The sequence below is a fragment of the Arthrobacter sp. JB02-1C genome, from assembly GCF_057748045.1.
Genome location: NZ_CM173235.1, coordinates 158,743 through 182,381 on the forward strand (window position 1 = coordinate 158,743; position 23,639 = coordinate 182,381).

The window sequence follows — 23,639 nt, forward strand, 5'->3', positions numbered from 1 at the left end:
CCGCGGACGGCACCCGGGCGAGCCCGGTCAAACGCGGACCCGGCAGCGACTGCCCAGCACTATTTGGCCGGGCGCGTCCCTCGGCCGCCGAGGGCCCGGGAGACGTCTCCGGCCTGCTTCAGCGTGGCACGGAGTTCCTTCGGCAGGGAAAACAGCAGGTCCTCTTCGGCGGTGACCACTTCCTCCACGGCGCCATAGCCGTAATCGGCCAGGAGCCGGAGCACGTCCTTGACGAGAACCTCGGGTACTGACGCGCCCGAGGTAACGCCGACGGTGGCGACGCCCTCGAACCAGGCCTCATCGACTTCGTTGGCGAAGTCCACCCGGTAGGACGCCTTGGCCCCGTATTCCAGCGCCACCTCCACGAGCCGCACCGAGTTGGAGGAGTTGGCTGAGCCGACGACGATCACAAGGTCGGCCTGGGGCGAGATCTTCTTGATGGCCACCTGGCGGTTGGTCGTCGCGTAGCAGATGTCGTCGCTGGGCGGGTCCTGCAGGGTGGGGAACCGCTCCTTCAAGAGCCGAACCGTCTCCATGGTCTCGTCTACGCTCAGCGTGGTCTGGGAGAGCCAGATGACCTTCTCGGGGTCCCGCACCGTGACCTTGTCCACCTCGTGCGGCCCGTTGATGATCTGGATGTGCTCGGGCGCCTCACCGGCTGTTCCTTCGACTTCCTCGTGGCCGTCGTGGCCGATCAGCAGAATGTCGAAGTCGTCCTTCGCGAAGCGGACGGCCTCGCGGTGCACCTTGGTGACCAGCGGGCAGGTGGCGTCAATGGTGCGCAGTCCCCTGTCCTCGGCGGATTGCACCACCGCGGGAGACACCCCGTGGGCAGAAAAGATAACGAGGGCTCCCTCGGGAACCTCATCGGTCTCATCGACGAAGATTGCGCCCTTCTCTTCGAGGGAGCTCACGACATGGACGTTATGGACAATCTGCTTGCGAACATAAACCGGCGGGCCATAGTGCTCGAGGGCCTTTTCCACGGCAATGACAGCCCGGTCCACGCCGGCGCAGTAGCCGCGTGGAGCCGCCAGCAGCACCCTCTTCGGCCCGCCAACGGGCGCGGCAGCCAGGACGTCCTCCGGCGTTCGCCGACGACGCGGAACGGAGGGCATCGGAATGGACACAGCGGTGGAGGTCATGTCCTCAATGCTACCGGGGATACTCAGGCCCGGACATTCGGACGCCGGCGCAGGGAACCTGCCGCCCGAAGGACTGCGCCGGCGACCAGCAACACCACGCCCACCACCACAGCCGCAAGAATCCACTGGCCGAAGCCCGTTGTCGACGCCGCGACAAATTCGCGTTTGAAGATTCCCGCCACATCATTGCCGCTGGCGGAGCCGAGGACTGCACGCCCTGCCGCGTCCGCGCCGAGCTTCCAGAGCGCGGCGAGGATGAGGGCACCGATCCCGGCACCGGCCAGGACGGTCCATTTTCGGCGGGCCGCCACCAATGCCAGGAGGAAGGCGATCGCCGCTCCGACGGCTACGGCCGAACCCATCGGGGCGTACGCCGAAACGCGTTCGATCAGCTGGCGCTGGTTGGACTGGCCGATGTTGATGTCCACGTCGTCCGGCGCCTTCAGCGGCACGGGCGACGCCTCCGTGACCCGGGAAACCACCAGCGCCACCAGCGGAGCGACATCCAGCGTCAGCGACGTGGTGCCGTCGGCGTCGGCCGGCAGTGTCCGCGGGTCGGCGAAGCTGAGCCGATGGCTCTTGCGCAGGGTTTCCGCCCACGCGTCCGGGTAGCCCGGCACCGCGGTCAGAGACTTCGCGGCTTCGTCCAGAATCGGCCGGACCATTGCGGCGAGCGCGTCCGGAAGCTGCTGACTGCCGAAGCCAATGTTGCTTACGGCCGCCGACGCCAGCCGCTGCTGGAAGGCCGGATCCTTGCCCAGCGGAGCCGTCAGCTCGACAAACCCGTCCTCTTGGACGATGTTGCGGTCCACCCAGATGGCCGGGACAGCGACAGCGGTCATTGCCAGGCCGATCAGGACTGCGACGGCCGAGACAAAAGTGCGCACGAAAGTCTCCTAGGGGGTTGGGAGTAGTGCCATCCTACGGGCGCCTTTGCGTGATTCGAAAAGCCGGACGGCGAAACGTCAGAGCCTGCTGGTATTGCTATGGATAGAGTTGAAGCAGATCCCCTCCACTTGAAGGACCACTTGAAGGACCACTCGAAGGACCCACTCCACATGCGCCAGCATCTGCACCAGGCACATCCCCTCGGCGGCCACCGGCATGTCTGAAAAAACCGCCGCAGCGAGCACAACCCTGCCTGCCACAGCGGCCGGCACCAGCCCGGACAACCCTTGGCCCCTGCAGTTGCTCTCCCAGAACCTCAAGATGTACATCGACCGCGCCCCCGCCGCGTGGGTCGAGGGACAGGTCATAGAGCTGAACCGGCGCGGCACCAACGCGTACCTGACCCTCCGGGACATTGACGCGGAAATTTCGCTCCCTGCTTCGGTCTGGACCAGCGTCCTGGACCGCCAGGCCACTCCGCTTGAGCGCGGGTCCCGGGTCGTGGCCCTGCTGAAGGCCGAGTTTTGGCTGAAGACCGGCCGGATGAACATGTCGGTCAAGGACATCCGGCCCGTCGGCCTCGGAGATCTGCTGGCCAGGATCGAACGCCTCCGCCAGGCCCTGGCGGCGGAGGGTCTCTTCGCCGACTCCCGTAAGAAGCGTCTCCCGCTCCTCCCCCACCGGATCGGACTGATCACCGGCAGGGACTCGGATGCCAAGAAGGACGTGCTGCGCAACGCGGCGCTGCGCTGGCCCGCCGTCGAATTCGAAATCCGCGAGGTTGCCGTGCAGGGCAACACCGCAGTGGCACAGGTCATCGGCGCGCTCCGGGAACTCGATGCCCATCCGGCGGTTGACGTCATCGTCATCGCCCGCGGTGGCGGCGCGCTGGAGGATCTGCTGCCGTTCAGCAGCGAAGAACTCATTCGTGCAGTGTCTGCCGCAGCCACCCCGGTCGTCAGCGCCATCGGCCACGAGGCGGACCGCCCCATCCTCGACGACGTCGCAGACCTGCGCGCCTCCACGCCCACTGACGCCGCGAAGCGGATCGTGCCCGACGTCGTTGAGGAGCTCGCTAGGGTCCGGCAGGCCCGTGACCAGCTCCGCCGCGGAACGGCGCGGCTGGTGGAACGCGAAGCGGACCGTCTTGCATCACTTCGTTCCCGCCCGGTACTGGCGGCACCCGAGGGCATGGTCACCACCCGGAGGGACGACGTCGAACGGCTCAAGCGGCGTTCGCACGCCGCGATCGACTCCGCAGTGGTCCGGGCCGCAGACCAGCTCGTCCATCTCAAGGCACAGGTGCGCGCACTGTCGCCGCAGAAGACCCTGGACCGCGGCTATGCCGTGGTGCAGCTCGACGACGGAAGGGCTGGCCTGGCCGGGCACGTTGTCGTCCGGGATCCAGAACAGGCGCCCACCGGCACCGACCTGGCCGTCCGCGTGGCCGGCGGTAGTTTCTCCGCCCGTTCCACCGGCGCGCCGGAATCGGCCGCAGACTGACCGGCCGGCGTGGCCCCCATATTCAACTTTCCGGCGCCGTTAGGCAAAACCACCGGGACACAAACAAGAGGAGAACCACAATGGCAGCCGAGAACAAGGCGGTCCCGACGCCCAACGCGGACCTGGACGCACTGAGCTACGAGGAAGCCAGGGAGCAGTTGGTGGCCGTGGTGGGGCGGCTCGAGGCGGGCGGCGCCAGCCTGGAAGAGTCGCTCGCCCTGTGGGAGCGCGGCGAAGCCCTCGCCAAGCGGTGCGAATCGTGGCTCGAAGGCGCGCGCAAACGCCTCGCCGCTGCCCGGGAGCACGCCGCCGGCGACAGCTAAACCAGCCGCCGGCTAGGAGCGCCGCACCAACTCGCTCTCCATTTCGACGTCGAGGTCCGGGACCGGCCACTCCAGCGCCAGTCCTTCCAAGGCTTCCAGGAGCAACTGCTGGACAGTGATCCGGGCGTACCACTTCTTGTTCGCCGGCACCACGTGCCAGGGTGCAAGCTCGGTGCTGGTTTGTTCGAAGGCTGCCTGGTAGGCGTCCATGTAGTCGTCCCAGAAAGCCCGTTCCTTGAGGTCGTTTCCGCTGTATTTCCACCTCTTCGCAGGGTCTTCCAGCCGGGCGAGCAGCCGTGCCTGCTGCTCGTCACGGCTCAGGTGCAACATGACCTTGACGATTTTCGTTCCGGCGGCCGTCTGCCGGGCTTCGAACTCATTGATGGCCCGGTAGCGGCGCTCCAGCTCTGGGGCATCGGCCCAGCGGTGCACCCGGTGAATCAGGACATCCTCATAGTGCGAACGGTCAAAAACCCCCACCATGCCAGCCGCCGGCACCTCTTTTTCGATCCGCCAAAGGAAGTCATAAGACTGCTCCTCCGGGGTCGGCGCCTTGAACGACTTCAACTGCACGCCCTGCGGATCCATTTGGCCCATCACGTGGTTGACGATGCCGCCCTTGCCGGCGGTGTCCATCGCCTGAAGGACCAACAGGACACGCTTCTTGCCGCCTGACCTGGACTCCGCAAAGAGTTGTTCCTGCAGCCGGGTCAGTTTACTGTCCTGGTCCCTGAGCAACTCCTCTCCGGCGGCCTTGTCGCCGGCATAACCCGGCGTGGACCCCGGATCGACGTCGCGGAGGCTGAACTTCTTGCCGACGACCAGGGTGTCGGAGGGATTCTTGTCAAAGTTGACGATAGCCGCCATCAAAGCCTCTTTCCGGTTCGGGCAGCCGGCCGGCTAATCCGCCCCGGCGCTGCTGTCCCGAATCCTAGTTGCCCTGGTAGCGGCTCAGGAAGTCCGCCATGCGGTTGATCGCCTCTTCGAGGTCTTTGACGCCGGGCAGGGTCACCATCCGGAAATGGTCCGGACGGACCCAGTTGAACGCCCGGCCGTGCGAGACGAGGATCTTTTGCTGGCGCAGCAGATCCAGGACGAACTTCTCGTCATCGCGGATGTGGTAGACCTCAGGGTCCAGTTTCGGGAACAGGTACATCGCGCCGCGCGCCTGCTGCGTGCTGACCCCCGGGATCGCGTTCAACATGTCGTAGGCCTTGTTCCGCTGTTCCAGCAACCGGCCGCCCGGCAAGATGAGGTCGTTGATGCTCTGGTAGCCGCCCAGCGCGGTCTGGATGGCGTGCTGGGCCGGGACATTGGCGCACAACCGCATGTTGGCCAGCAGGTTGATGCCCTCGAGGTAGTCCGCGGCGTCCTTCTTGGGGCCGGAGATGGCCATCCAGCCGGCGCGGAAGCCGCAGACCCGGTACGCCTTGGACAGGCCGCTGAAGGTAAGGCACAGGACGTCGTCGCCGGTCACGGCCGCCATGTTCACGTGCACGGCGTCCTCGTACAGGATCTTTTCGTAAATTTCGTCGGCGAAGACCACGAGTCCGTGTCTTTCGGCGAGGGCCACGATCTTCTTGAGCGTCTCCTCCGGGTACACGGCCCCGGTGGGGTTGTTGGGATTGATCACCACGATGCCTTTGGTACGCGGGGTGATCTTCGCTTCGAGGTCTTCCAGGTCCGGCTGCCAACCGGAGTCCTCGTCGCAGAGGTAGTGCACGGGCCGGCCTCCGGCCAAGGCAACGGACGCCGTCCAGAGCGGGTAGTCCGGGGTGGGGATCAGCACTTCGTCGCCGCCGTCCAGCAGCGCCATCAGGGACATGGTGATAAGTTCGCTGACCCCGTTGCCGAGGTAGACGTCGTCGACGTGGATGTTTTGGATTCCGCGGGTCTGGTAATACTGCGAGACAGCGGTGCGGGCGGAGAAAATGCCGCGGGAATCGCTGTACCCCTGGGCATGCGGCAGGTGGCGGATCATGTCGACCAGGATCGCGTCCGGCGCTTCGAATCCAAACGGGGCAGGGTTGCCGATGTTCAGCTTGAGGATCCGGTGGCCTTCGGCCTCCATTTGCTGCGCGGCCTGAAGGATCGGTCCACGGATGTCGTAGAGGACATTATGAAGCTTGGTGGACTGCTTGAATTCTGCCATCCATCAAATATGCCATATGGCGGATGTACTTCTGCTGTGAGACGTGTCTCACAGCAGAAGTACATCGTTTGGCTTACTTGACCAGGCCCTTGTCCTTGAGCCAGGCGGCCGCGGCGTCTTTCGGGTTCTGTTTCTGGCTGCCGCCGACCGCGCGGTTGAGGTTGATCAGGTCATCGGTGGTGAGCAGTTTCGAGACGTTGTTGAGTGCCTCTTTGGCCTTGTCCGTCATCTTGGCCTTGTTGTACAGCGGCAGGACCTGCTGGGCGATGAAGTTGTTCTTCGGGTCCTCCAGCACCACCAGGTCGTTGTCGGCGATGGCCGGTGTCGTCGTGAAGATGTCGGCCACCTGCACCTGGTCCGTCAGCAGGGCCTTGACGGTGACAGGGCCGCCGCCGTCACTGAAGGGTTCAAGCTTCTTGGGCACACAGTTGTAGTTCTTCTTCAGGCCAGGCAGGCCGTAGGAGCGCTCAGAGAACTCCGCGAGGGCGCCAATGACAACCTCACTACAGACCTTGGCCAGATCCTCGATCGACTTCAGCTTGTACTTCTCCGCGGTGGGCTTCGTGACCACCATGGCGTCCTTGTCCTCGGCTTTGGCAGCATCCAGCACGGCCAAGCCGTCGGGGAGCTTGGCCGGGAGGGCCTTGGCGATGTCGTCGGCGGAAACCTCGGTGGCTTCCTTGTTGACGTGCAGCAGCAGGTTTCCGCTGTATTCGGGGATCACGTCGATGGAGCCGTCCTGCACGGCTTTGAAATAGACCTCACGGGAGCCGATGTTCGGTTTGGTAGTGGCCGTGACACCGGCGGCGTTGAGCGCCCCGGCGTAGAGCTCCGCAATAACCTGGCTCTCGGTGAAGTTGGCTGAACCGATTACCAGCGCGCCCCCGCTGCCGCCGGTGGAGCCACCGCTGGCGGGAGCCGAAGACAGGGGGTTCGACGAGCCGCCGCAAGCGGACAGCGCCAAGGCCAGGCCGAGACCGGCGGCCAGCCCGCCGAATGTTCGTCTGCCCAGGGCTCGTTGGCGGTTTTCCTTCATGACGTACCTCCTTGAACAACAGCCTCCGCGGTCGCGGGGTCTGTGAGATCAACCGCGGCCTGCTGGCTGCGGCTGGGTTTGCGGGCGGCCCCGCCGGTCAGGACACGCCGCTGGATAAGACCGAGAACAAGGTCCACGGCGATGGCGATCCCCGCGATCAGCAGCGAGCCGCCGAGCATCTGCGGGAAGTCGGAGAGCGCGAGGCCGTCAAAGAGGTAGCGGCCCAAGCCGCCCAGATTGATGTAGGCAACCACCGACACGGTGGCAATGACCTGCAGGACTCCGGTCCGGAAGCCCCCGAACATCACCGGCAGCGCGTTGGGGAACTCGGCACGAAAGAGAACCTGAAGCTCGGTCATGCCCATCGCCCGCGCCGCGTCCACGACGTCGCGGTCCACGCTGGAGATTCCGGCGTAGGTTCCGGCCAGCAGCGGCGGCACGGTCAGGATCACCAGCGCCCAGACAGGCGGCATCAGCCCAATGCCGGCCAGCAGGACAAAAAGGGTCAGCAAGCCGAGGGTGGGCAGGGCGCGCAACGCGCCGGCAAGGGCCACCACAGCGACGCGGCCCCTTCCGGTGTGCCCCACGTACAGACCGATCGGCACCGCGATGGCGGTCGCGATGAGCATCACCAGGCCGGTGTATTGCAGATGCTCGGCGATCCGGACCGGAATGCCGGTGCTGGTTGCCCAGTTTTCCGGGTCGGTTAGCCACGCCAGGGTGTCGGTGAAAACGTTGCTCATGCGGTTGCCCCCGCGGTTACGTCGGAGCGTGTCCTGCCCTCTGCCGGCTGCCCGCCCGACTTTCCGGTACCGGCACGGGTCCAGGGTGTCAGCAGCCGTTCCAGCAGGACCAGGACCGCGTCCATCACCAGTGCGAGCACCAGGATCGCGATGATGCCGACCACGACTTCAGTGACGAAGTCGCGCTGGAGCCCGGAGGTGAAGAGCATGCCGAGGTTGCCGATGCCCAGCAGTGCCGCGACGCTGACCAGCGAAATGTTGCTAACCGAAACGACGCGGAGGCCGGCGAACAGCACAGGCAGGGAAAGCGGCAGGTCGATCTGCAGGAACCGGGCCAGCGGTTTGAAGCCCATGGCCACGGCAGCCTGTTCGAGGTCCTTGTCGACCGAGTCGAAGGCGTCCAGGGCAGCCCTGACCAGCAAGGCCACGGCGTAGATCGTCAGCGCCACCACAACGTTGACCGGGTCCAGGATTCTGGTGCCCAGCACGGTGGGAAGGATGATGAAGAGCGCCAGCGACGGGATCGTGTACAGCAGCGATGAGGCGGTCAGGACCACGGCGCGCAGGGTCCGGTTCTGCCTCGCCAACTGGGCCAGCGGGACGGAGATGATCAGGCCGAACAGCATCGGCAGGACGGCCAGGACGAGGTGCTGGCCGGCCAGGCCGAAGACTTCCCCGCTGTTGGCCAGGAACCATTCCATCAGAGCGCGTCCTGCCGGACCTGGCGGGCAGCTTCGATGACCGCGAGCACCTCGTCGGCAGCGATCACGCCGGCCACCCGGCCGTCGTCTTCCACCGCCACTCCCAGCCCGGACGGCGAGGACAGTGCCGCGTCCAGCGCGCGGCGCAGCGTCTCGCCGCGGCGGAAGAGCGAACCGCCCGGGACCTTGTTGGGGCCGGTGCCCGGTGCGCTCCAGCCGAGCGGGCGGTGGTCCGTGTCGACCACAAGTTGCCACTCGTCCGGCCGCGGGCCGCCGTCGCGCTCCAGCTCCTCGAGGCCGATCGTCGTGATGGGATGGACGGTGACGCCGGCCGCGGAGCTGAAGGCGAGGTGCCGGAATCCGCGGTCGCGGCCGACGAAGGCGGCCACAAAGTCGTTTGCCGGGGCCCTGAGAATTTCCTCCGGCGCGGCGTACTGCGCCAGCTTGCCGCCGGCGGCGAAGACCGCCACCTTGTCCCCCAGCACGGTCGCCTCGTCGATGTCGTGCGTGACGAACACGATGGTTTTGGCGAGGTCGCGCTGGAGGCGGAGCAGTTCCTTCTGCAGCTCATCGCGGACCACGGGGTCCACGGCACTGAACGGCTCGTCCATCAGCAGCACGGGCGGGTCGGCAGCCAGCGCGCGGGCCACGCCGACGCGCTGCTGCTGCCCGCCGGAAAGCTGTGAGGGGTACCGCCGGCCCAGCCCGGAGTCGAGGCCGACGACGTCGAGCAGTTCCTGGGCGCGTTTGCGGGACGCTGCCCTGGACACGCCGTTGAGCCGCGGCACCGTGGCGATGTTGTCCAGCACGGAACGGTGGGGCATCAGCCCGGAGGACTGCATGACGTAACCCATGGAACGGCGCAGCTGCGCCGCCGGGACGCTGGTCACATCCCGCCCGTCCACCGTGATGGTGCCCGACGTCGGCTCGACCATTCGATTGATCATCCGCAGGGACGTGGTTTTGCCGCAACCCGAAGGGCCCACAAAGACCGTGATGGCGCCCTTGTCGATGGACATGCTGAGGTTCTCGACCGCGGCCTGACCGCCCTGGTACTGCTTGGTGACGCTCTGGAACTCGATCATGGCCTCTGCCATTTCGGGCTTACCTAACTGTTGGCGGCAACAATGGACGGTCCAGCCAACTGATCATATGCATGCTGATTTTTGGCTGTAAAGCCGGTACGCCCGGCCGTAACCGTGCCGTTAGCGAACGGTCGGTCCCGGCCCGCAGGACGGAAGGTGCCGCGCACCCGGTTCCGTGGCGGCTATTCCTAGCCGAGCTTCCCGTCCAGGGGCCGTTCGCGGTACAGCCGCAGCGCGGCGTCCACGAGGGAGACCCGGTTCAAAGCGGCGACGTCCGGCAACGGGATCCACGCCGCGTGTGTGGTGCTGCCGCCCACCTCGTGGCGCAGTTCGCCGCCGACGATGCTTGCCTCATAAACCAGGCGCAGGGACTGGAAGTCGCGCTGGCCGCCGTCGAACCGGGCCTCCGCAGGCCAATGGCCGACGTCGATCCCCAGGATGGTGCCAATGTCGGCCTGGTAGCCGGTCTCCTCGTAAATTTCGCGCCGGCACCCGTCCACCGGATGCTCGGCGAGGTCCAGGCCACCGCCGGGCAGGGTCCAGCCTTCACGGCCGCCCTGCTTCCAATAGGCCAGCAGGAGGGAACCGTCGCGGATGATGACACCGTAGGCTGCGGGGCGGGTGTCGAAGGCCAAAGTCATTGATCAAGCCTAGCGGCCGGCCTGCCGCTTCCTCCCCGGCCCGCCGGTCAGCCCTCCTCGGCCACCAGTTGCAGCACGCCGAACACCGGTTCCTGCCGCAGGACGCGGACATCGGTGATCCCCGCTGCGGCCAGCCACTGGCGGAACGAGTCCTGCAGCCGCGGCACGTTCATGCCGAGCCCGCTGCCGAGGATGACGGGACCTTCGATGCCGAGTTGGCGGACGGTCTGCTCGGCCAGGCCGGCGAGGTCCCGCCCGGCCCGGTCAATGAGTGCCTGGCTTGGCGCGTGCCCGGCGTCGGCCGCTCCGACCACGAGCCGGGCCTGCTGGGCCCAGAACCGCCGCCCGGTCGCCGGGGAATGGAACAGCGCAATCAGCTTGTTCGGGTGGTCCACGCCGCAGGAGTCCAGCAGGGCCCGGGTGAGCTCATCGGGATCGAGCCCGAGGTTCATCCGGCGCAGACTGTGGCGGACGGCTTCCCGGCCCAGCCAGTAGCCGCTGCCTTCGTCGCCGAGCAGGTAGCCCCAGCCGCCGGCGCGGGCCTCGCCGCCCCGGCCGTTCCTGCCCCACGCCGCGGAGCCGGTACCGGCAATCACGGCGACGCCGGTGCTCGCGCCGCCGGCCGCCAGCAGGAGACGGGAATCGTGGACCACGGTGACCCTGGCTGCCGGAGCATGCGGTGCAATCAAAGCCGCGAGCGCCGCAGCATCCTCGTCGGTGTCGATGCCGCCCGCGCCCGCGTAGACCCGAGCGACCTCGCCGCCGCCGATCCGGGCGAAGAGCTCGGCCAGGTTGCGGGCGGCTTCCGCGGCGGTAACGTTCTGCACGTTGGCGCTGCCCACTGACACATCCGCCACCGGTACGCCGCCCTCGAAGCGGACCCCGCGGGTCTTGGTGCCGCCGATGTCGAGCCCGATCACGGCGCCGGCGGGGGTGGCGGAAGGGGCGTCCGGCGCGGCGGGGATGTCAGAATGGGTCACCGGACCAGCCTACTGAATCAACGTCAGGAGCGAGCCATGCCACACGGCATCTTCAACACCCGGGTCATCGCCGCGCCGATGGCCGGAGGGACCTCCACCCCGGACTTCGTCACAGCCGTGCACGCCGCCGGCGGTCTGGGCTTCCTGGCCGCCGGCTACAAGAGCGTGGCGGCCATGCAGGCCGAGATCCGCACGGTCCGCGGCTCCGGTGCACGGTTCGGCATGAATGTCTTCGTTCCGGACCCGGGCCAGCTGCCGCCGCCCGCAGCCGTACTGGCCGAGCTGGCGGACTACCGCCGGCAGCTGGACGCCGAGGCGCGCCGGTACGGGGTGGAACTGCCTGCCCTGCGGCTCGATGACGACGACGCCTGGCGCGGCAAGGTGGATGCCCTGCTGGCGGATCCGGTGGAGCTGGTCAGCTTCACCTTCGGTCTTCCCGGCGAGGACGTCGTCAGTCGTTTGAAGCGGGCCGGCTCGGCGGTTCTGGCCACCGTCACCTCGGTGGCGGAGGCACGGCAGGCAGCGGAGCAGGGCGTCGATGCCCTGGTGGTGCAACATGGCTGCGCCGGCGCGCACAGTGCAGCGTTCCTGGCGCGCCCCGGAGGGTCCTCGACGGCGCCGGCCACGACGGCGGAGCTCGTCGCGGCCGTCCGGGCGGCCGTGCAGCTGCCGCTGGTGGCAGCCGGCGCTGTGATGGACGCTGCCGGGCTGGCGGCGGTACTCGAGGCGGGGGCGGACGCCGCGCAGCTGGGCACCGCGCTGCTCCGCGCCGACGAAAGCGGCGCCCGGCAACTGCACAAGGACGCCCTGGCCAGTGCGCACTTCACCGGTACCGCCGTGACGACTGCCTTTACCGGGCGCCCGGCCCGTGCGCTGGTCAACGAATTCGTCCGGGACCACCCGACCGCCCCGGCCGCCTACCCGGCGGTGCACCATCTGACCGCGCCGCTGCGGGCCGCCGCCGCAGCCGCGGGCGACGCGGAACGGCTGAACCTCTGGGCCGGGACCGGGTGGCAGCGCGCGCGGTCCGGCTCCGTGGCCTCGATCCTGGCCGACCTGGTGGACTGACCGACGACGGAGCGTGCGCATTCGAAGCATCGCGATGCCAGGCCATAGGCTGGTTCCATGCCTCCCTCCCCCGCTGCCGGACCGCACCCCGGGGGCCGTCGGCCGACGCCTGACAGCTGGCCGGGACACGCCAAGGGCTCGGCGGCATACCGCCGGATCCTGGCCGGCCTTGCCTTTGCCGGCGTGGCCACGTTCGCCCAGCTCTATTCCACTCAGGCCGTGCTGCCGCTGATCGCACGCGAACTCCAGGTCACCGCGGCGGAGGCCGCTCTCACCGTTTCGCTGGCCACGGTGGGCCTGGCCCTGACGGTTCTGCCGTGGTCTTTCCTGGCCGACCGGGTGGGACGGGTCCGGGCCATGGCGTGGGGCATCTCCGCCGCGACGGTCCTGGGCCTGCTGACCCCGCTGGCGCCAAGCTTCCCGGTGTTGCTGGCCCTTCGGACGCTGGAAGGCATGGCGCTCGGCGGCATCCCCGCCATTGCCATCGCCTACCTCAACGAAGAAGTGAACAAGGCGCACGCCGCCCTGGCCGCGGGCAGCTACGTGGCGGGCACCACGCTCGGCGGGCTGGCCGGACGGCTCGTGGCCGGTCCCGTAGGTGAACTGTGGGGCTGGCGGGCGGCGGCGCTGGCCGTGTCCGTCATGGCAGCCCTCGCCGCTGCCCTGTTCCTGGTCTCGGTACCGCCGGCACGAAATTTCACTGCGGCGGCAGCCAGCGGACTGCGCGGGGCCGTCTCGACGCTCACCGGGCACAGCCGAAACCCCCGGCTGCTCGCCATCTACCTCCAGGCCTTCCTGCTCATGGGTGGCTTCGTGGCGGTGTACAACTACCTGGGCTTCCGGCTCTCGGGAGAACCATTCAGCCTGCCTGCCTCCCTGATCAGCCTGATCTTCCTGGCTTACCTCTCCGGCACTGTTTCAGCCCGGTGGGCGGCGGGGCTGACGCTGCGCTTTGGCCGCCGCAACGTGATGTTGGCCGGCACGGTGCTGATGATCGCCGGTCTCGCGCTGACCCTGGCCCAGTCCCTAGTCCTGATCCTGGCCGGCCTCGTGCTCTTCACCGGCGGATTCTTCGCGGCCCACAGCATCGGTTCCGGCTGGACCGGCGTGATCGCGAGTACGGGGCGGGCGCAGGCCGCCTCACTGTACAACCTCGCCTACTACCTCGGCTCCAGCGTCATCGGCTGGGCCGGGGGGCTGCTTTTCCAGTCCCTCGGCTGGGCCGCCCTGGCCGTGGCGGTGATGGCACTGGCCGGCACGACGGCGGTGGTCACCGCCGTCGTGCATCCCGCCGGCCCGGGCGGTCCGGTGGTCCGCGGAGGCGGGCCGGTGCCGGCACCCTAACGGGTCAGCGGGTCCCCTCGAGAGCCTGCACCAGGTCCGCAACAATGTCCGCCGGGTCTTCCAGGCCGACCGAGACGCGGAGCAGGGCAGCGTGCGGCTTGGCCTCGGCAGCCACCGGGCGGTGGGTCAAGCCGGCAGGGTGCTGGATGAGCGTGTCGACGCCGCCGAGCGAGACAGCGTGGGTGATCATGCTGACGGCCGACGGCATGCGCTCGGCGTGCTCGGCGCTGTGCAGTTCGATCGACAACAACGACCCCGGCCCCGCCATCTGCGATCCGACCAGGCCCTGCGGGTCGCATTCAGGCAGGCCCGGGTAATAGACGCGCCGGACGAGGTCGTGCCCGGCGAGGGCGGATGCGACTTTCTCGGCGCCGGACTGCTGTGCCCGCACCCTGACCGGAAGCGTCGCGAGCCCCCGATGCAGCAGGTAGGCCGGCCACGGCGTGAGGATGCCTCCGGTGATGGCCCGCAGCTGCCGCAGCCGGACGGCCCATTCCGGGGGGACCGCCACGACGCCGCCCATGGCGTCGCCGTGGCCGCCAATGAACTTCGTGGCACTGTGCAGCACCATGGCCGCGCCGTGCCGGAAGGGCCGCTGAAGGACCGGCGTAGCGAAGGTGTTATCCACCAGCAGCGGCACGCCGTCGGCCGCGGCCGCCATCGCCGTGATGTCCACCAGCTCAAGGCTCGGGTTGGCTGGGGTCTCCAAAATGACCAGGCCGGTATCGGCCCGCAACGTAGCGTGCACGCCGTCGGGCGTCGTGAACGTGACCTCGGTGCCGAGGACACCGGAGGCCAGCAGGTGGTCGCTGCCGCCGTACAGCGGCCGGACCGCCACCACGTGCCGTTTCCCGGTCGCGACGACGGCGAGCAACACTGCGCTCAGCGCGGCCATGCCGGTGGCAAAGGCCACGGACTCGGGGGCGTCCTCCAGCAGCGCGACGCCTTCTTCGAACCGGGACACGGTGGGATTCCAGAGCCGCTGGTAAACCGTGCTCTGGCCGTCCAGGTGCGGGCCGCCGGTCGCCATCTGCTCGTACGCGAGGCCGCCGTCGTGGACCGACGGCAACGGCGCCGTGGTGGAGAGATCAATCGGGACGGCGTGGACGCCAAGGCCGGTGAGACCGGCCCGGCCGGCGTGGACCGCCAGCGAATCTTGAGAGAGCACCTTACTCCTTACGAATATTCCTCATTGAATGCGATAACTATGTGGCAATAATTCGGAGCTTTATAGTGCCTTCGAATGGAAGTGTGGGATTCGACTGTTTATGATGAACTCACATCACATCGAGGAGGATCCGTGAGCAGTAGCACGAAGAATGTTCGGCCGGGGGCGGGCGCCGGCGAACCTCTGGACGCCATCGACGAGCGCCTCCTGGCCGCGCTGGTGGAAGACGCCCGCGTCTCCAACAAGCAACTGGCCGAACTGGTCGGAATCGCGCCGTCCACGGCCCTGATGCGCACCCGGGCCCTTTCCGAGCGCGGCATCATCGAGGGCTTCGAGGCCAAGCTGAGCCTCGCCGCGGTGGGCCGCTCAGTACAGGCGCTCATTGCCGTCCGGCTGCGGGCCCACGACCGCGAACAGATTGACCGCTTCACCGCGAGGGTCCCCAAGCTCCCCGCGGTGCTCTCCACCTTCCACACCTCCGGTTCGGTGGACTACCTGTTGCACATCGCCGTGGCCACGACGGAAGACCTCCGCGACTGGGTGCTGGACAACTTGGCCACCGACCCCGTCGTCGGCCACACCGAGACCACCCTGGTGTTTGACCACATCCAGGGAAACCACGGACCCCTGCCGGACTAACCTGGCGCACAGCAGCTCGAAGCCCGTCACGGCCGACCCGGGTCCGCCGACGCCGGCGGCCCGGTTCGGCAGGACACTGGCCGCTGCTGGATAATGTCCCGGTGACCATCATTGACAACGCCGTCTACGTCGACGGCGTCCGCCGCGCCGAGCCGAGCGACCTTGCCCAGACATTTGAAACGCTGACCGAACTTGGCGGCATGGCCTGGATCGGTCTATACCGGCCCACCGAGAAGGAAATGGCGGCTGTCTCGGCAGAATTCGGGCTGCACGGCCTCGCCGTCGAGGACGCGATCTCCGCACACCAGCGGCCCAAACTTGAGCGCTATGACGACAGCCTGTTCACGGTGCTCCGCCCCGCCCGGTACCTGGACGAGTCCGAGACCGTGGAGTTCGGCGAGTTGCACGTCTTTACCGGCCGGAACTTCGTGGTGACGGTCCGGCACGCTGAGACCTCCGTCGTCGGGAACGTACGGCGGCGGATGGAGGGACGTCCCGACCTGCTGTGCCATGGTCCCGAGGCGGTCCTATATGCGCTGATGGACCAGGTGGTGGACGATTATCTTCCGGTGGTCGCGGGGTTGGAAAACGACATCGACGAGATCGAGGACCAGCTGTTCAGCGGCGACCCGCTGGTCTCACGCCGCATTTACGACCTCGCGCGGGAAGTCATCCATTTCCAGCGCGCCATCCACCCCCTGCCCGCGATGATGCAGCAGCTGCGGGAGGGTTTCGAGAAGTACCACGTGGACACCGAGCTCCGGCACAACCTCCGGGACGTCGAGGACCACGTGGAGCGGCTGATTTCCCGTGCGGATTCGTTCCGCGACCTGCTGCAGAACGCGCTTACCCTGGACGGCACGCTGACCGCCAACCGCCAGAGTGAGGCCAGCGCCGAACAAAACGAGCAGGTCAAGAAAATTTCCTCGTGGGCCGCCATCTTCTTCGCGCCGTCCTTCGTGGCCGGCGTGTACGGGATGAACTTCGAACGGATGCCCGAGTTGCACTGGACCTTTGGCTACCCGATGGCGATCGGCATGATGGCGGTCACCGCTGCCGTCATGTATACCGTTTTCAAGCGCAAGGGCTGGCTCTAGGGCGGCGCCGGGTTCCAGGGCCGGGGCCTCTTCGCCGGGCCGGCCGGGACTACGGCGTCGGCCCGCGGCGGCGGGCCTGGGCCACCAGCCGGGCGAAAGCCAGGACAAACACGGTCTCGATCGCTGCCATCAGCGCCAGCCAGAGCCACTGCCCGTGCCCGATGAAGTAGACCGCCCCAAGCAGGACCAGCACTGTGCCGAGCACCAGGGCGTACACGGCGAACCCGACGGCGACGCGGACACTGCGCACTCCGGTCCGAAAACCGAAGCCATACGGCTCGCCGCCGGGAAAGCCGCCGACCCGGTCGCGTGCGGCCGGTGGGAGCCGGTCAAACTCCTCCCAGGGGTCACCTTCGTGTTCCCGATGCTGTTCGGCCATGCTCCTATTATCCCCGCGTTACCCCGCGCGTGCCGCCAGCCCGCCCTTCGCTCGCAGCCCACCCCGGGTGCTGCCTCAGCGGGTCAGGCGGCCTGCACATCGACCTCTCCCGGGGCACCGCCCGGCGTACCGAAAATGAGCCGGCGGGTGGCGATTTTCTCGGTAAAGAACCGGTCGTGGCTCACCACGACGACGGCGCCGGGGAAATGCAGCAGCGCCCGTTCCATTACCTGGGTACTCGAGAGGTCCAGATGGTTGGTGGGTTCGTCGAGCAGCAGCACCGAAGCCCCGGAGAGCAGGCACTGCGCCATCGCCACGCGCGCCTTCTGGCCGCCGGAAAGATTGCCGATCTTCTGCTTGAGGTCGGCCTCGGAAAACTGGAACATCGCCAGGAAGCGGTTGACGGACTTCTTCGTGGCGCTGAAGGCCAGGCTGTCCGGCAGGGCGTTAACCGCGTGCGAGACGGTGTCGCCGTCGTCGAGGTCCGCAAGCATCTGGTTGTACGAAACGAAACCGGGACCCTTGGCCCAGGTCACCTCGCCGGAATCGGGGACCTCCTCGCCGGTCAAAACCTTCAGCAGCGTGGATTTCCCGCTGCCGTTGGCGCCGAGGACGGCGATCCGGTTGCCCTTGCGGATTTCGAAACTCAAGTCGTCGAACAGCAGCTTGTCGCCGTAGGACTTGCCGAGCCCCTCCACCCGGCACAGAACGTCCTTCACATGGAGTCCGCCGTAGAGCTCCGTGACGATCTGGTCCACCGGCCGGGGGTTCCGGGATTTCTTGATCCTGGCGAGCTGGTTGCCCAGCCCCCGACCGGCGGCCTTAGCGGCTTCGCGGCGGTCCGCGATCCCCTCGGCCTCGAAGGCGAGGAGCTCGGCCTCGTGCACAAACTGCTGCTCGAGAGTCTTGAGCCGGAACTGCTTCTGGACGACGTATTCGCCGAAGTTTCCGGGGTATTCGTGCAGGTGGAAGTTCTCGACCTCGATGATCCGGGTGACGACGGCGTCGAGGAACTTCCGGTCGTGCGAGACGATCACCGCGGCGCCCTTGAAGTCGCGGAACCAGCTTTCCAGCCACTCCACGCCGGCCACGTCCAGGAAGTTGGTGGGCTCGTCGAGCAGCAGAACGTCCGGTCCCTCAAGCAGGATTTTGGCGAGCGCCGCCCGGTTGCGCCAGCCTCCGGAGAGATCGTCGATGGGACAGTGGCGGTGCGCGGTGTCGAAGCCGAGGGTGGTCAGCACGGTATCGATGCGGCGCGGGTAATCCCAGCCGTCAAGCCGGTCCATCTCCTCGAACAGTCCGGCCTGCCGGCTGATCAGACGGTCGAGTTCCGCTGCCGCGGGATCTTCGGCAATGGCGGCGTCGATGGCGGCAAGCTCGGCCTCCACTGCCTTGATTTCGGCGAACAGCCCGTCCAGCACCTCGGTGATGGTGGCGTCCCCGTTCAACTCGGAGAACTGCGAGAAGTACCCCACCCTGGTACCCAGCTCGACACTGACCGTGCCCGTGTCCGGGGCCACCTGGTCAAGGATCAACTTGAGGACGGTGGTCTTACCGGATCCATTCTTGCCGATCAGGCCGACTCTGTCCCCTGGTTCGAGCCGGAAGAACGCTTCCCGGAGGACTGGGGTGTTCTCAAAGCGGACACTGACGTCGTGCAGCCGGATTAGGCTCATGGAAAGGGTCCTCTCAAGGGGCGGGTGCGTTGTTCAGAATATCCCGGACCTGCCGGAGACATCCGCGGGCCGGGCTGAGCCCTCAGCCCACCGGGCTGCGGGGCGCGAACATAATGACGGACACCCCGGCGAGGCAGATCAGCGATCCGATGATGTCCCAGCGGTCTGGACGGAATCCGTCAAACGCCATCCCCCAGGCCAGCGATCCCGCGACAAAGACGCCGCCGTACGCGGCAAGTATCCTGCCAAAATGCGCATCGGGCTGCAGGGTGGCGACGAAGCCATAGAGTCCCAGGGCGATGATGCCCAGCCCGGCCCACCACCAGGCGCGTCCTTCGCGGACTGCCTGCCAGACCAGCCAGGCACCCCCGATTTCGGCAACGGCGGCAAGGGCAAAAAGGAGCACGGACTTCGCAATGGTCATGGCCTCATCATCCCGCACGGGGTGTTATACCTCGCGCCGTGGTGGTTGACTTTCAAGCGGGCCGCACCGCAGCCGAGCACTACCGGACGCCGCAGTGGCACGCCGGCCCGACCGGTTGATCCGTTTCATTGAGAAGGAGAGCACCATGACTGACATCACCATCATTGGTTCCGGCAACATGGGCCGCGGTATCGGGACCCGCGCGGTCGCGGCCGGACGTTCCGTCCAGATTCTCAGCTCCAGCGCCGAGGACGCCCGGAAGCTGGCCGCCGAGCTGGGGTCCGGGGCAACGGGGGCCGCCTCGACCGAAGCACCAGACGGCCGCATCGTCGTCCTGGCCCTGCCCTTCGATGCCGCCAAAGAGGTCGTGAGCAGTTACGGCGATGCCCTCGACGGCCGGATCATCATCGACATCACGAACCCCATCAACTTCGAAACCTTCGATTCGCTCGTGGTGGCACCCGGCACCTCTGCCGCTGAAGAGATCGCCAAACTGGCCCCCGCCGGGGCAACTGTGGTCAAGGCCTTCAACACCACCTTCGCCGGGACGCTGGTCGCCGGCGAAGTGGCCGGACAGCCGCTGGACGTTTTCATCGCCACAGACTCGGAGGAAGCCCGCACCGAGGTTGCCGACTTCGTGACGGCCGCAGGGCTCAGGCCGCTGCAGGTCGGAGGACTGCACCATGCCCGCGAGCTCGAAGGCTTCCAGCTGCTCCTGATGGGCCTGCAAGCCAATCCCGCCTACGAAGACTTCAACTGGGGCACGGCGCTGAAGATCCTGGGTTAACTGCACTCGGCAAACCGGCACCCGGCCGGGGTCGGCCGGGTGGCGGCTTGCCGGTTGGCCGGCGCGGGACCTAAGAACGCAGTCCTTGGGCTTTCGGCTTCCGGTCCAGGACCAGCGCGGCCGCGATCCCGAGCATCCAGACGTCCTTGGCCAGCGCCGTTCCCTGTGGAGTGGGCCGGATCCCGTCCTCCAGCGTCATGCCCGGCGTCTTCAGGTACGCGGCGAAGAGGGATCCGGAAAACATGCCCAGCCCCAGTCCGACCAGCCGGCTGGGCAGGAAAGGCGTCAGCAACGCGGCACCGAGCGTCATCTCTGTGTAGCTGAGCAGCTTGCCGAATTGTTCCGGTTCCAGCCGGCCGAACTGAGGAATGACCCTGACCGCCATTGACTGCAAGCCGGCGGCGCTGTCCGCGTCCAGATTGCGCTTGCCCAGTCCGGCGTTAAGGATGAACGCGCCCGTCACGGCGCGAAGAGGTATGTGGCTGAGTTGCATCGTGGCTCCCTTGGAATAGCCGGTACACGCGCCCCGGCCCGCCGTCGTTACATCCATCCTGACGCTGGCCCCGTCGCCGTCGCCGTGGGTTTCACCCTACCGGCGATGTCCGGCCTTGGAAATGCTCGGCGCAGGGTGGTGGGCGTCATCATGTGCGCCAGCATCGTCGGCGGGGTCGCAGTTGGTACGCCGGCGCCAGGGCTGGTTGCTGGTCGCGCGGGGCGCCGGCGTGGCAGCCACCCGTCGGCAGCGCCGACTGGGACCTGCGCAGGGTGCCGCCCAGAGCCCGGCGGCTTCCGTGCGGCTGTCCGCGGTTAGCTGAACTTGTGGGGTCCCTACTTGAAATCATGATCCTAAGTAGGCTTAGGATGGCTTATGGCCGTATTGATCGGCCGCCAAACCGTAGGAGGAAACACCATGGGACTAGGCGACAAGATTGAGAACGCAGCTGAAAAGGCTGGCGGCAAGGGCAAGGAAGCTGCCGGCACCGCGACCGGCGACGAAAGCCTGCGAGCCGAAGGCAAAGCTGACCAGGCCAAAGGCGACCTGAAGCAGGCCGGCGAAAAGGTCAAGGACGCGTTCAAAAAGGACTGACCCGAACCGAGCGAAGGGCGTACCCCCCGGGGGTGCGCCCTTTGCTCTGCCCGGCACCGAGCGCACGGCCCGGCGCACGCGCGGTCCTAGAACCTTCCGTATCGCGCACGGGCCATTGAGTAGACCCCGTAGCAGACCAGCCCTGCCGCGGTCGCGGCGAGCAGGAACACTCCGTACGGCTGGGAACCCAGCGTCTTCAGACCGCCGTCGAGTCCGGAGGATTTGGAAGGATCTGCGGTGGCGGCGGCTACGATCACGAGGATGCCGACGACGCCGAGCACCACGCCTTTGGCTGCGTACCCTATGGTCCCAATCCACTCAACCGCCTGGCGGGCCCGGCCCGGCTGCTCCACGTCCTCCATGAACTTGCGCGTGACTCCCCGGTAAACGTAAAAGACGCCGCCACCAACGATGGCGAGGCCAACCACGACCAGCAGCACCACCCCTGCGGGAGCCCCCATGAGCTTGCCGGTAAAGTCACTGGTTGACTGGCTGGAGTTCTTACTGCCGCCCGAGGCGAAGACGGCGAACGTAAAAGCCAGGAAGCCGAACACGATGGCTTTGCCCACCGCAGCGCCCGCCCCTCGCAGCTTCTTCTTCGAGTCGGTCTCAGAGCGGACCGCGAAGACCGCCTCGCTGAGCATCCAGAGGGCCAGCGCTGCACAGGCCGCAAACCCGGCCCATAGAAGAATCGTGCCGCCGGGCTTGGAAGCGATCGATCCGATGGCCCCGGACTGGTCCGCCTCACCGCCCCGTCCACCGACGACCTGCAGCGCAATGACCCCTATCATGATGTGGACCAGGCCGATAAAGACGAAGCCCCCGCGTGCGAGCATCCGCAGCGCGGGGCTCCGGCTCGCTGATGCTGCTTCGGATACCGCCCGGTTAGCCTTCTGCGAGGCGTTGCCCATTCCCAGACCCTCCCGATATGTACTTGATCCCCTGTTGTGCGCTGCCCGAACCATCGGCAGTTGCCCTGATGCATCAGTGTAGGTCCCCGCATGGCTGCGCGGACAGGTGTACCCGGACGCCCGGAGCGGACTGCACGATGGTCGCTTACCCGGGCGTCATTGCCGCCCTGGTGTGCTTGGCCGCGGCGCTCCTGGTTCATCGCCGGAAGACACGGTGGCCGCCGGGGAGCCCTCGAAGCCGAGCCTCACTTACTCAGGCCGAAGACGAGTAGCGCGCACTCTGGCGTGCACGACGGGTAGCCAATAGCCTGCGGTCAACCCGCGTGCGCGGGGTCTACCCGACGTTAGGAGCTTTCAAATGCGCCCTCTGAACCGCGTCCTCGCAGGCGTCAGCGTCGTGCTGGCAACAGCCCTTCCCGCCTCGGCAGCCATGGCGACCCCCGCCGAAGTCCTCCGAACCGGCCTCGTCGGCGGCTACTATAGTTGCGCCAACGAATTAGTCACCGTCGAGGGCACATACCAACAAGTCAGCCAGACCAAAGCCGACGGGACCGTCACCTACCACGTTTCCATCAAGGCCACCGGCGTCGGCGACAAGGGGAATGTCTACGTCCTCAATGAGAACGCATGGACGAATTTCAACGCCGACGGCAGCGTAGCCGTTCAAAGTAAGTTCCGCATGATCAGCAAAGGCCCGGCCAGGAACCTGCTCCAATTTGTCGGATTCACCATCTCGCCCAGCGGCGACTTCAACCTGACCACCGACCGAAGCGTCTGCGTGGGCTGATCCCCGGCGCCCGGCGGTTGCAACGGCCATGGAGTCACTCATCGACCCAAAGGGATATCAAAGTGTTTATTCCAGGCACTCAAGGGTTCAAAAACCCCTGCAAACTGTGGAGCTAAGGAGATTCGAACTCCTGACCTCTTCGATGCGAACGAAGCGCTCTACCAACTGAGCTATAGCCCCGTAAGAAAGCCGCTCCCGACGGGAACGGCGATTCCAACGTTCCTAGGCTACAAACTATCCGGGCGCAACGCCAGCCAGCGCTCAAAAGTCTGGGTACCGTGTCGCTCCTCGGGCGCCAGGTTGAGGCCGGCGCGAAGGTATCTTCCCATCGCCCCCGGCAGCGGAAACTCCAGCAGCCAGCCCCGCGACCCGGAGGACCGCTGCCAGATGCGGGCCAGCTCCGCCATGCTGTGGATCTCGGCACCGCCGATGGTCCGGACGCTGTGCGGCGCGGCCCCGGGCGGCGCCAGCGCCACCCGGACCAGCTCCGCCGCCACGTCAGCGGGAGCGATCGGCTGGAACCGGGCGCCTTTGATCACCGGCACCAGCCGCAGCCGCGCACCGGCCGCAAACAGCCGCGCGAGCAGGGAATGGAACTGGGTGGCCCGAAGCACTGCGGTCCGGAGTCCGGACCGCTCGTAGACCTGTTCCTTGGCAGCCTTGGACTGGTAGTAGCCGGAGGTGCTCCGGTCGCAGTTGACGATCGAGAGCAGGACGGCCCGGGGGACGCCGGCGTCCCTGGCCGCAGCGAGCAGCCGTGCACCGCCGTCGGCGAAGTTCTTCAGCGCCGTACCGGATCGCCCCTCCAGGCAGTCGATCACCACCTCGACTCCGGCCAGAGCCGCGGGCAGCCCTTCCCCGGTGGTGACATCGCCCCGGAAATACTCTGCGCCCCCAACGCGGCCGGGCGACCCTGCCGCGGGCGGGTTGCGGCTGAGCACGGCCACCCGGTGCCCGGCGGCAACGGCTTGGCCTACTACTTCCCGTCCAACTTGGCCGGTGCCCCCGGCAACACAGATTCTCACCATGAGGCTCAGGGTAACGCCGATTGCGACAAAAAAGCCCCGGACCGCCT

General features: G+C 67.1%; 26 protein-coding genes and 1 tRNA gene. 9 read left to right on the top strand and 18 right to left on the bottom strand.

Going from position 1 to position 23,639, the window contains the following annotated elements; genetic code table 11:
* Positions 1–59: 59 nt before the first annotated feature.
* Both AC3ANP_RS00725 and AC3ANP_RS00730 read right to left on the bottom strand, forming a co-directional pair.
* Positions 60–1,145: a 4-hydroxy-3-methylbut-2-enyl diphosphate reductase gene (locus tag AC3ANP_RS00725; protein WP_488331481.1), complete on the bottom strand. Its 1,086-nt coding sequence runs from the start codon at positions 1,143–1,145 to the stop codon at positions 60–62.
* Positions 1,146–1,168: 23 nt separating this feature from the next.
* Entirely contained in the window at positions 1,169–2,032 is an 864-nt protein-coding gene (locus AC3ANP_RS00730; protein ID WP_488331482.1) for a hypothetical protein, read from the bottom strand.
* A gap of 217 nt (positions 2,033–2,249) precedes the next feature.
* Here AC3ANP_RS00730 and xseA point away from each other — a divergent pair, with 217 nt between their 5' ends.
* Both xseA and AC3ANP_RS00740 read left to right on the top strand, forming a co-directional pair.
* Positions 2,250–3,536 (top strand): exodeoxyribonuclease VII large subunit, encoded by a 1,287-nt coding sequence (xseA, locus tag AC3ANP_RS00735; RefSeq protein ID WP_488331483.1) that lies wholly within the window; start codon positions 2,250–2,252, stop codon positions 3,534–3,536.
* Positions 3,537–3,616: 80 nt separating this feature from the next.
* On the top strand, positions 3,617–3,859 hold the full coding sequence (locus AC3ANP_RS00740; protein ID WP_488331484.1) for an exodeoxyribonuclease VII small subunit: 243 nt from the start codon (positions 3,617–3,619) through the stop codon (positions 3,857–3,859).
* A gap of 12 nt (positions 3,860–3,871) precedes the next feature.
* On the opposite strand, the gene AC3ANP_RS00745 is transcribed toward AC3ANP_RS00740, so the two are convergent.
* The 8 genes from AC3ANP_RS00745 to AC3ANP_RS00780 all read right to left on the bottom strand — a co-directional run bounded on the left by AC3ANP_RS00745 (position 3,872) and on the right by AC3ANP_RS00780 (position 11,197).
* The gene (locus tag AC3ANP_RS00745) at positions 3,872–4,726 is read right to left on the bottom strand and encodes a PPK2 family polyphosphate kinase (protein WP_488331485.1); all 855 of its coding nucleotides are present in this window, start codon (positions 4,724–4,726) and stop codon (positions 3,872–3,874) included.
* 64 nt (positions 4,727–4,790) lie between these two features.
* A complete protein-coding gene (locus tag AC3ANP_RS00750; protein ID WP_488331486.1) occupies positions 4,791–6,011 on the bottom strand; it encodes a pyridoxal phosphate-dependent aminotransferase in 1,221 nt (406 codons plus the stop codon).
* A 73-nt stretch (positions 6,012–6,084) separates the two neighbouring features.
* Entirely contained in the window at positions 6,085–7,047 is a 963-nt protein-coding gene (locus tag AC3ANP_RS00755; RefSeq protein WP_488331487.1) for an ABC transporter substrate-binding protein, read from the bottom strand.
* On the bottom strand, positions 7,044–7,790 hold the full coding sequence (locus AC3ANP_RS00760; RefSeq protein WP_488331488.1) for an ABC transporter permease: 747 nt from the start codon (positions 7,788–7,790) through the stop codon (positions 7,044–7,046). Before AC3ANP_RS00760 ends, AC3ANP_RS00755 begins: the two co-directional genes overlap by 4 nt.
* On the bottom strand, positions 7,787–8,491 hold the full coding sequence (locus tag AC3ANP_RS00765; RefSeq protein WP_488331489.1) for an ABC transporter permease: 705 nt from the start codon (positions 8,489–8,491) through the stop codon (positions 7,787–7,789). The genes AC3ANP_RS00760 and AC3ANP_RS00765 overlap by 4 nt, the downstream gene beginning before the upstream one ends.
* Positions 8,491–9,588: an ABC transporter ATP-binding protein gene (locus AC3ANP_RS00770; RefSeq protein ID WP_488331490.1), complete on the bottom strand. Its 1,098-nt coding sequence runs from the start codon at positions 9,586–9,588 to the stop codon at positions 8,491–8,493. The genes AC3ANP_RS00765 and AC3ANP_RS00770 overlap by 1 nt, the downstream gene beginning before the upstream one ends.
* A 176-nt stretch (positions 9,589–9,764) precedes the next feature.
* Positions 9,765–10,217, bottom strand: coding sequence for an NUDIX hydrolase (locus AC3ANP_RS00775; protein ID WP_488331491.1), 453 nt, complete (start codon positions 10,215–10,217; stop codon positions 9,765–9,767).
* Between the two features lie 47 nt (positions 10,218–10,264).
* A complete protein-coding gene (locus AC3ANP_RS00780; RefSeq protein WP_488331492.1) occupies positions 10,265–11,197 on the bottom strand; it encodes an N-acetylglucosamine kinase in 933 nt (310 codons plus the stop codon).
* A 36-nt stretch (positions 11,198–11,233) separates the two neighbouring features.
* Here AC3ANP_RS00780 and AC3ANP_RS00785 point away from each other — a divergent pair, with 36 nt between their 5' ends.
* Entirely contained in the window at positions 11,234–12,265 is a 1,032-nt protein-coding gene (locus AC3ANP_RS00785; RefSeq protein ID WP_488331493.1) for a nitronate monooxygenase, read from the top strand.
* A gap of 57 nt (positions 12,266–12,322) precedes the next feature.
* Entirely contained in the window at positions 12,323–13,609 is a 1,287-nt protein-coding gene (locus AC3ANP_RS00790; protein ID WP_488331494.1) for an MFS transporter, read from the top strand.
* A 4-nt stretch (positions 13,610–13,613) separates the two neighbouring features.
* Here AC3ANP_RS00790 and AC3ANP_RS00795 read toward each other — a convergent pair whose 3' ends face one another.
* Entirely contained in the window at positions 13,614–14,777 is a 1,164-nt protein-coding gene (locus AC3ANP_RS00795; protein ID WP_488331495.1) for a trans-sulfuration enzyme family protein, read from the bottom strand.
* A 132-nt stretch (positions 14,778–14,909) separates the two neighbouring features.
* On the opposite strand from AC3ANP_RS00795, the gene AC3ANP_RS00800 reads away from it, so the two are divergent.
* Positions 14,910–15,416 carry an Lrp/AsnC family transcriptional regulator gene (locus AC3ANP_RS00800; protein WP_488331496.1) on the top strand — a complete coding sequence of 169 codons (507 nt, stop codon included), beginning with the start codon at positions 14,910–14,912 and terminating at the stop codon, positions 15,414–15,416.
* 101 nt (positions 15,417–15,517) lie between these two features.
* Positions 15,518–16,513, top strand: a complete 996-nt coding sequence (gene corA, locus AC3ANP_RS00805) for a magnesium/cobalt transporter CorA (RefSeq protein WP_488331497.1) — start codon at positions 15,518–15,520, stop codon at positions 16,511–16,513.
* A gap of 49 nt (positions 16,514–16,562) precedes the next feature.
* Here corA and AC3ANP_RS00810 read toward each other — a convergent pair whose 3' ends face one another.
* The 3 genes from AC3ANP_RS00810 to AC3ANP_RS00820 form a co-directional block, all read right to left on the bottom strand.
* The gene (locus AC3ANP_RS00810; protein ID WP_488331498.1) at positions 16,563–16,892 is read right to left on the bottom strand and encodes a hypothetical protein; all 330 of its coding nucleotides are present in this window, start codon (positions 16,890–16,892) and stop codon (positions 16,563–16,565) included.
* Between the two features lie 83 nt (positions 16,893–16,975).
* On the bottom strand, positions 16,976–18,568 hold the full coding sequence (locus AC3ANP_RS00815; RefSeq protein WP_488331499.1) for an ABC-F family ATP-binding cassette domain-containing protein: 1,593 nt from the start codon (positions 18,566–18,568) through the stop codon (positions 16,976–16,978).
* Between the two features lie 82 nt (positions 18,569–18,650).
* Entirely contained in the window at positions 18,651–18,992 is a 342-nt protein-coding gene (locus AC3ANP_RS00820; protein WP_488331500.1) for a YnfA family protein, read from the bottom strand.
* A gap of 145 nt (positions 18,993–19,137) precedes the next feature.
* On the opposite strand from AC3ANP_RS00820, the gene AC3ANP_RS00825 reads away from it, so the two are divergent.
* Positions 19,138–19,779 carry an NADPH-dependent F420 reductase gene (locus AC3ANP_RS00825; protein ID WP_488331501.1) on the top strand — a complete coding sequence of 214 codons (642 nt, stop codon included), beginning with the start codon at positions 19,138–19,140 and terminating at the stop codon, positions 19,777–19,779.
* A gap of 70 nt (positions 19,780–19,849) precedes the next feature.
* Here the strand turns inward: AC3ANP_RS00825 and AC3ANP_RS00830 are convergent, their stop codons facing one another.
* A complete protein-coding gene (locus tag AC3ANP_RS00830) occupies positions 19,850–20,272 on the bottom strand; it encodes a hypothetical protein (RefSeq protein WP_488331502.1) in 423 nt (140 codons plus the stop codon).
* Positions 20,273–20,689: 417 nt separating this feature from the next.
* On the opposite strand from AC3ANP_RS00830, the gene AC3ANP_RS00835 reads away from it, so the two are divergent.
* Positions 20,690–20,866 (top strand): CsbD family protein, encoded by a 177-nt coding sequence (locus tag AC3ANP_RS00835; RefSeq protein ID WP_488331503.1) that lies wholly within the window; start codon positions 20,690–20,692, stop codon positions 20,864–20,866.
* An 86-nt stretch (positions 20,867–20,952) separates the two neighbouring features.
* On the opposite strand, the gene AC3ANP_RS00840 is transcribed toward AC3ANP_RS00835, so the two are convergent.
* The gene (locus AC3ANP_RS00840) at positions 20,953–21,777 is read right to left on the bottom strand and encodes a DUF1206 domain-containing protein (protein WP_488331504.1); all 825 of its coding nucleotides are present in this window, start codon (positions 21,775–21,777) and stop codon (positions 20,953–20,955) included.
* A 358-nt stretch (positions 21,778–22,135) separates the two neighbouring features.
* Here AC3ANP_RS00840 and AC3ANP_RS00845 point away from each other — a divergent pair, with 358 nt between their 5' ends.
* Positions 22,136–22,564 (top strand): hypothetical protein, encoded by a 429-nt coding sequence (locus tag AC3ANP_RS00845; protein WP_488331505.1) that lies wholly within the window; start codon positions 22,136–22,138, stop codon positions 22,562–22,564.
* Between the two features lie 107 nt (positions 22,565–22,671).
* Here AC3ANP_RS00845 and AC3ANP_RS00850 read toward each other — a convergent pair.
* Positions 22,672–22,744 (bottom strand) — tRNA-Ala (locus tag AC3ANP_RS00850).
* A gap of 47 nt (positions 22,745–22,791) precedes the next feature.
* Positions 22,792–23,592 (bottom strand): SDR family oxidoreductase, encoded by an 801-nt coding sequence (locus tag AC3ANP_RS00855; RefSeq protein WP_488331506.1) that lies wholly within the window; start codon positions 23,590–23,592, stop codon positions 22,792–22,794.
* Between the last annotated feature and the right edge of the window lie 47 nt (positions 23,593–23,639).

Excerpts from the sequence above, each read along its gene's own strand:
- AC3ANP_RS00725 (WP_488331481.1), bottom strand. The coding sequence starts at position 1,145 with ATGACCTCCACCGCTGTGTCCATTCCGATGCCCTCCGTTCCGCGTCGT.
- xseA (WP_488331483.1), top strand. The coding sequence starts at position 2,250 with ATGTCTGAAAAAACCGCCGCAGCGAGCACAACCCTGCCTGCCACAGCG.
- AC3ANP_RS00740 (WP_488331484.1), top strand. The coding sequence starts at position 3,617 with ATGGCAGCCGAGAACAAGGCGGTCCCGACGCCCAACGCGGACCTGGAC.
- AC3ANP_RS00745 (WP_488331485.1), bottom strand. The coding sequence starts at position 4,726 with ATGGCGGCTATCGTCAACTTTGACAAGAATCCCTCCGACACCCTGGTC.
- AC3ANP_RS00750 (WP_488331486.1), bottom strand. The coding sequence starts at position 6,011 with ATGGCAGAATTCAAGCAGTCCACCAAGCTTCATAATGTCCTCTACGAC.
- AC3ANP_RS00755 (WP_488331487.1), bottom strand. The coding sequence starts at position 7,047 with ATGAAGGAAAACCGCCAACGAGCCCTGGGCAGACGAACATTCGGCGGG.
- AC3ANP_RS00760 (WP_488331488.1), bottom strand. The coding sequence starts at position 7,790 with ATGAGCAACGTTTTCACCGACACCCTGGCGTGGCTAACCGACCCGGAA.
- AC3ANP_RS00765 (WP_488331489.1), bottom strand. The coding sequence starts at position 8,491 with ATGGAATGGTTCCTGGCCAACAGCGGGGAAGTCTTCGGCCTGGCCGGC.
- AC3ANP_RS00770 (WP_488331490.1), bottom strand. The coding sequence starts at position 9,588 with ATGGCAGAGGCCATGATCGAGTTCCAGAGCGTCACCAAGCAGTACCAG.
- AC3ANP_RS00775 (WP_488331491.1), bottom strand. The coding sequence starts at position 10,217 with ATGACTTTGGCCTTCGACACCCGCCCCGCAGCCTACGGTGTCATCATC.
- AC3ANP_RS00785 (WP_488331493.1), top strand. The coding sequence starts at position 11,234 with ATGCCACACGGCATCTTCAACACCCGGGTCATCGCCGCGCCGATGGCC.
- AC3ANP_RS00790 (WP_488331494.1), top strand. The coding sequence starts at position 12,323 with ATGCCTCCCTCCCCCGCTGCCGGACCGCACCCCGGGGGCCGTCGGCCG.
- AC3ANP_RS00810 (WP_488331498.1), bottom strand. The coding sequence starts at position 16,892 with ATGGCCGAACAGCATCGGGAACACGAAGGTGACCCCTGGGAGGAGTTT.
- AC3ANP_RS00815 (WP_488331499.1), bottom strand. The coding sequence starts at position 18,568 with ATGAGCCTAATCCGGCTGCACGACGTCAGTGTCCGCTTTGAGAACACC.
- AC3ANP_RS00820 (WP_488331500.1), bottom strand. The coding sequence starts at position 18,992 with ATGACCATTGCGAAGTCCGTGCTCCTTTTTGCCCTTGCCGCCGTTGCC.
- AC3ANP_RS00825 (WP_488331501.1), top strand. The coding sequence starts at position 19,138 with ATGACTGACATCACCATCATTGGTTCCGGCAACATGGGCCGCGGTATC.
- AC3ANP_RS00830 (WP_488331502.1), bottom strand. The coding sequence starts at position 20,272 with ATGCAACTCAGCCACATACCTCTTCGCGCCGTGACGGGCGCGTTCATC.
- AC3ANP_RS00835 (WP_488331503.1), top strand. The coding sequence starts at position 20,690 with ATGGGACTAGGCGACAAGATTGAGAACGCAGCTGAAAAGGCTGGCGGC.
- AC3ANP_RS00840 (WP_488331504.1), bottom strand. The coding sequence starts at position 21,777 with ATGGGCAACGCCTCGCAGAAGGCTAACCGGGCGGTATCCGAAGCAGCA.
- AC3ANP_RS00845 (WP_488331505.1), top strand. The coding sequence starts at position 22,136 with ATGCGCCCTCTGAACCGCGTCCTCGCAGGCGTCAGCGTCGTGCTGGCA.
- AC3ANP_RS00855 (WP_488331506.1), bottom strand. The coding sequence starts at position 23,592 with ATGGTGAGAATCTGTGTTGCCGGGGGCACCGGCCAAGTTGGACGGGAA.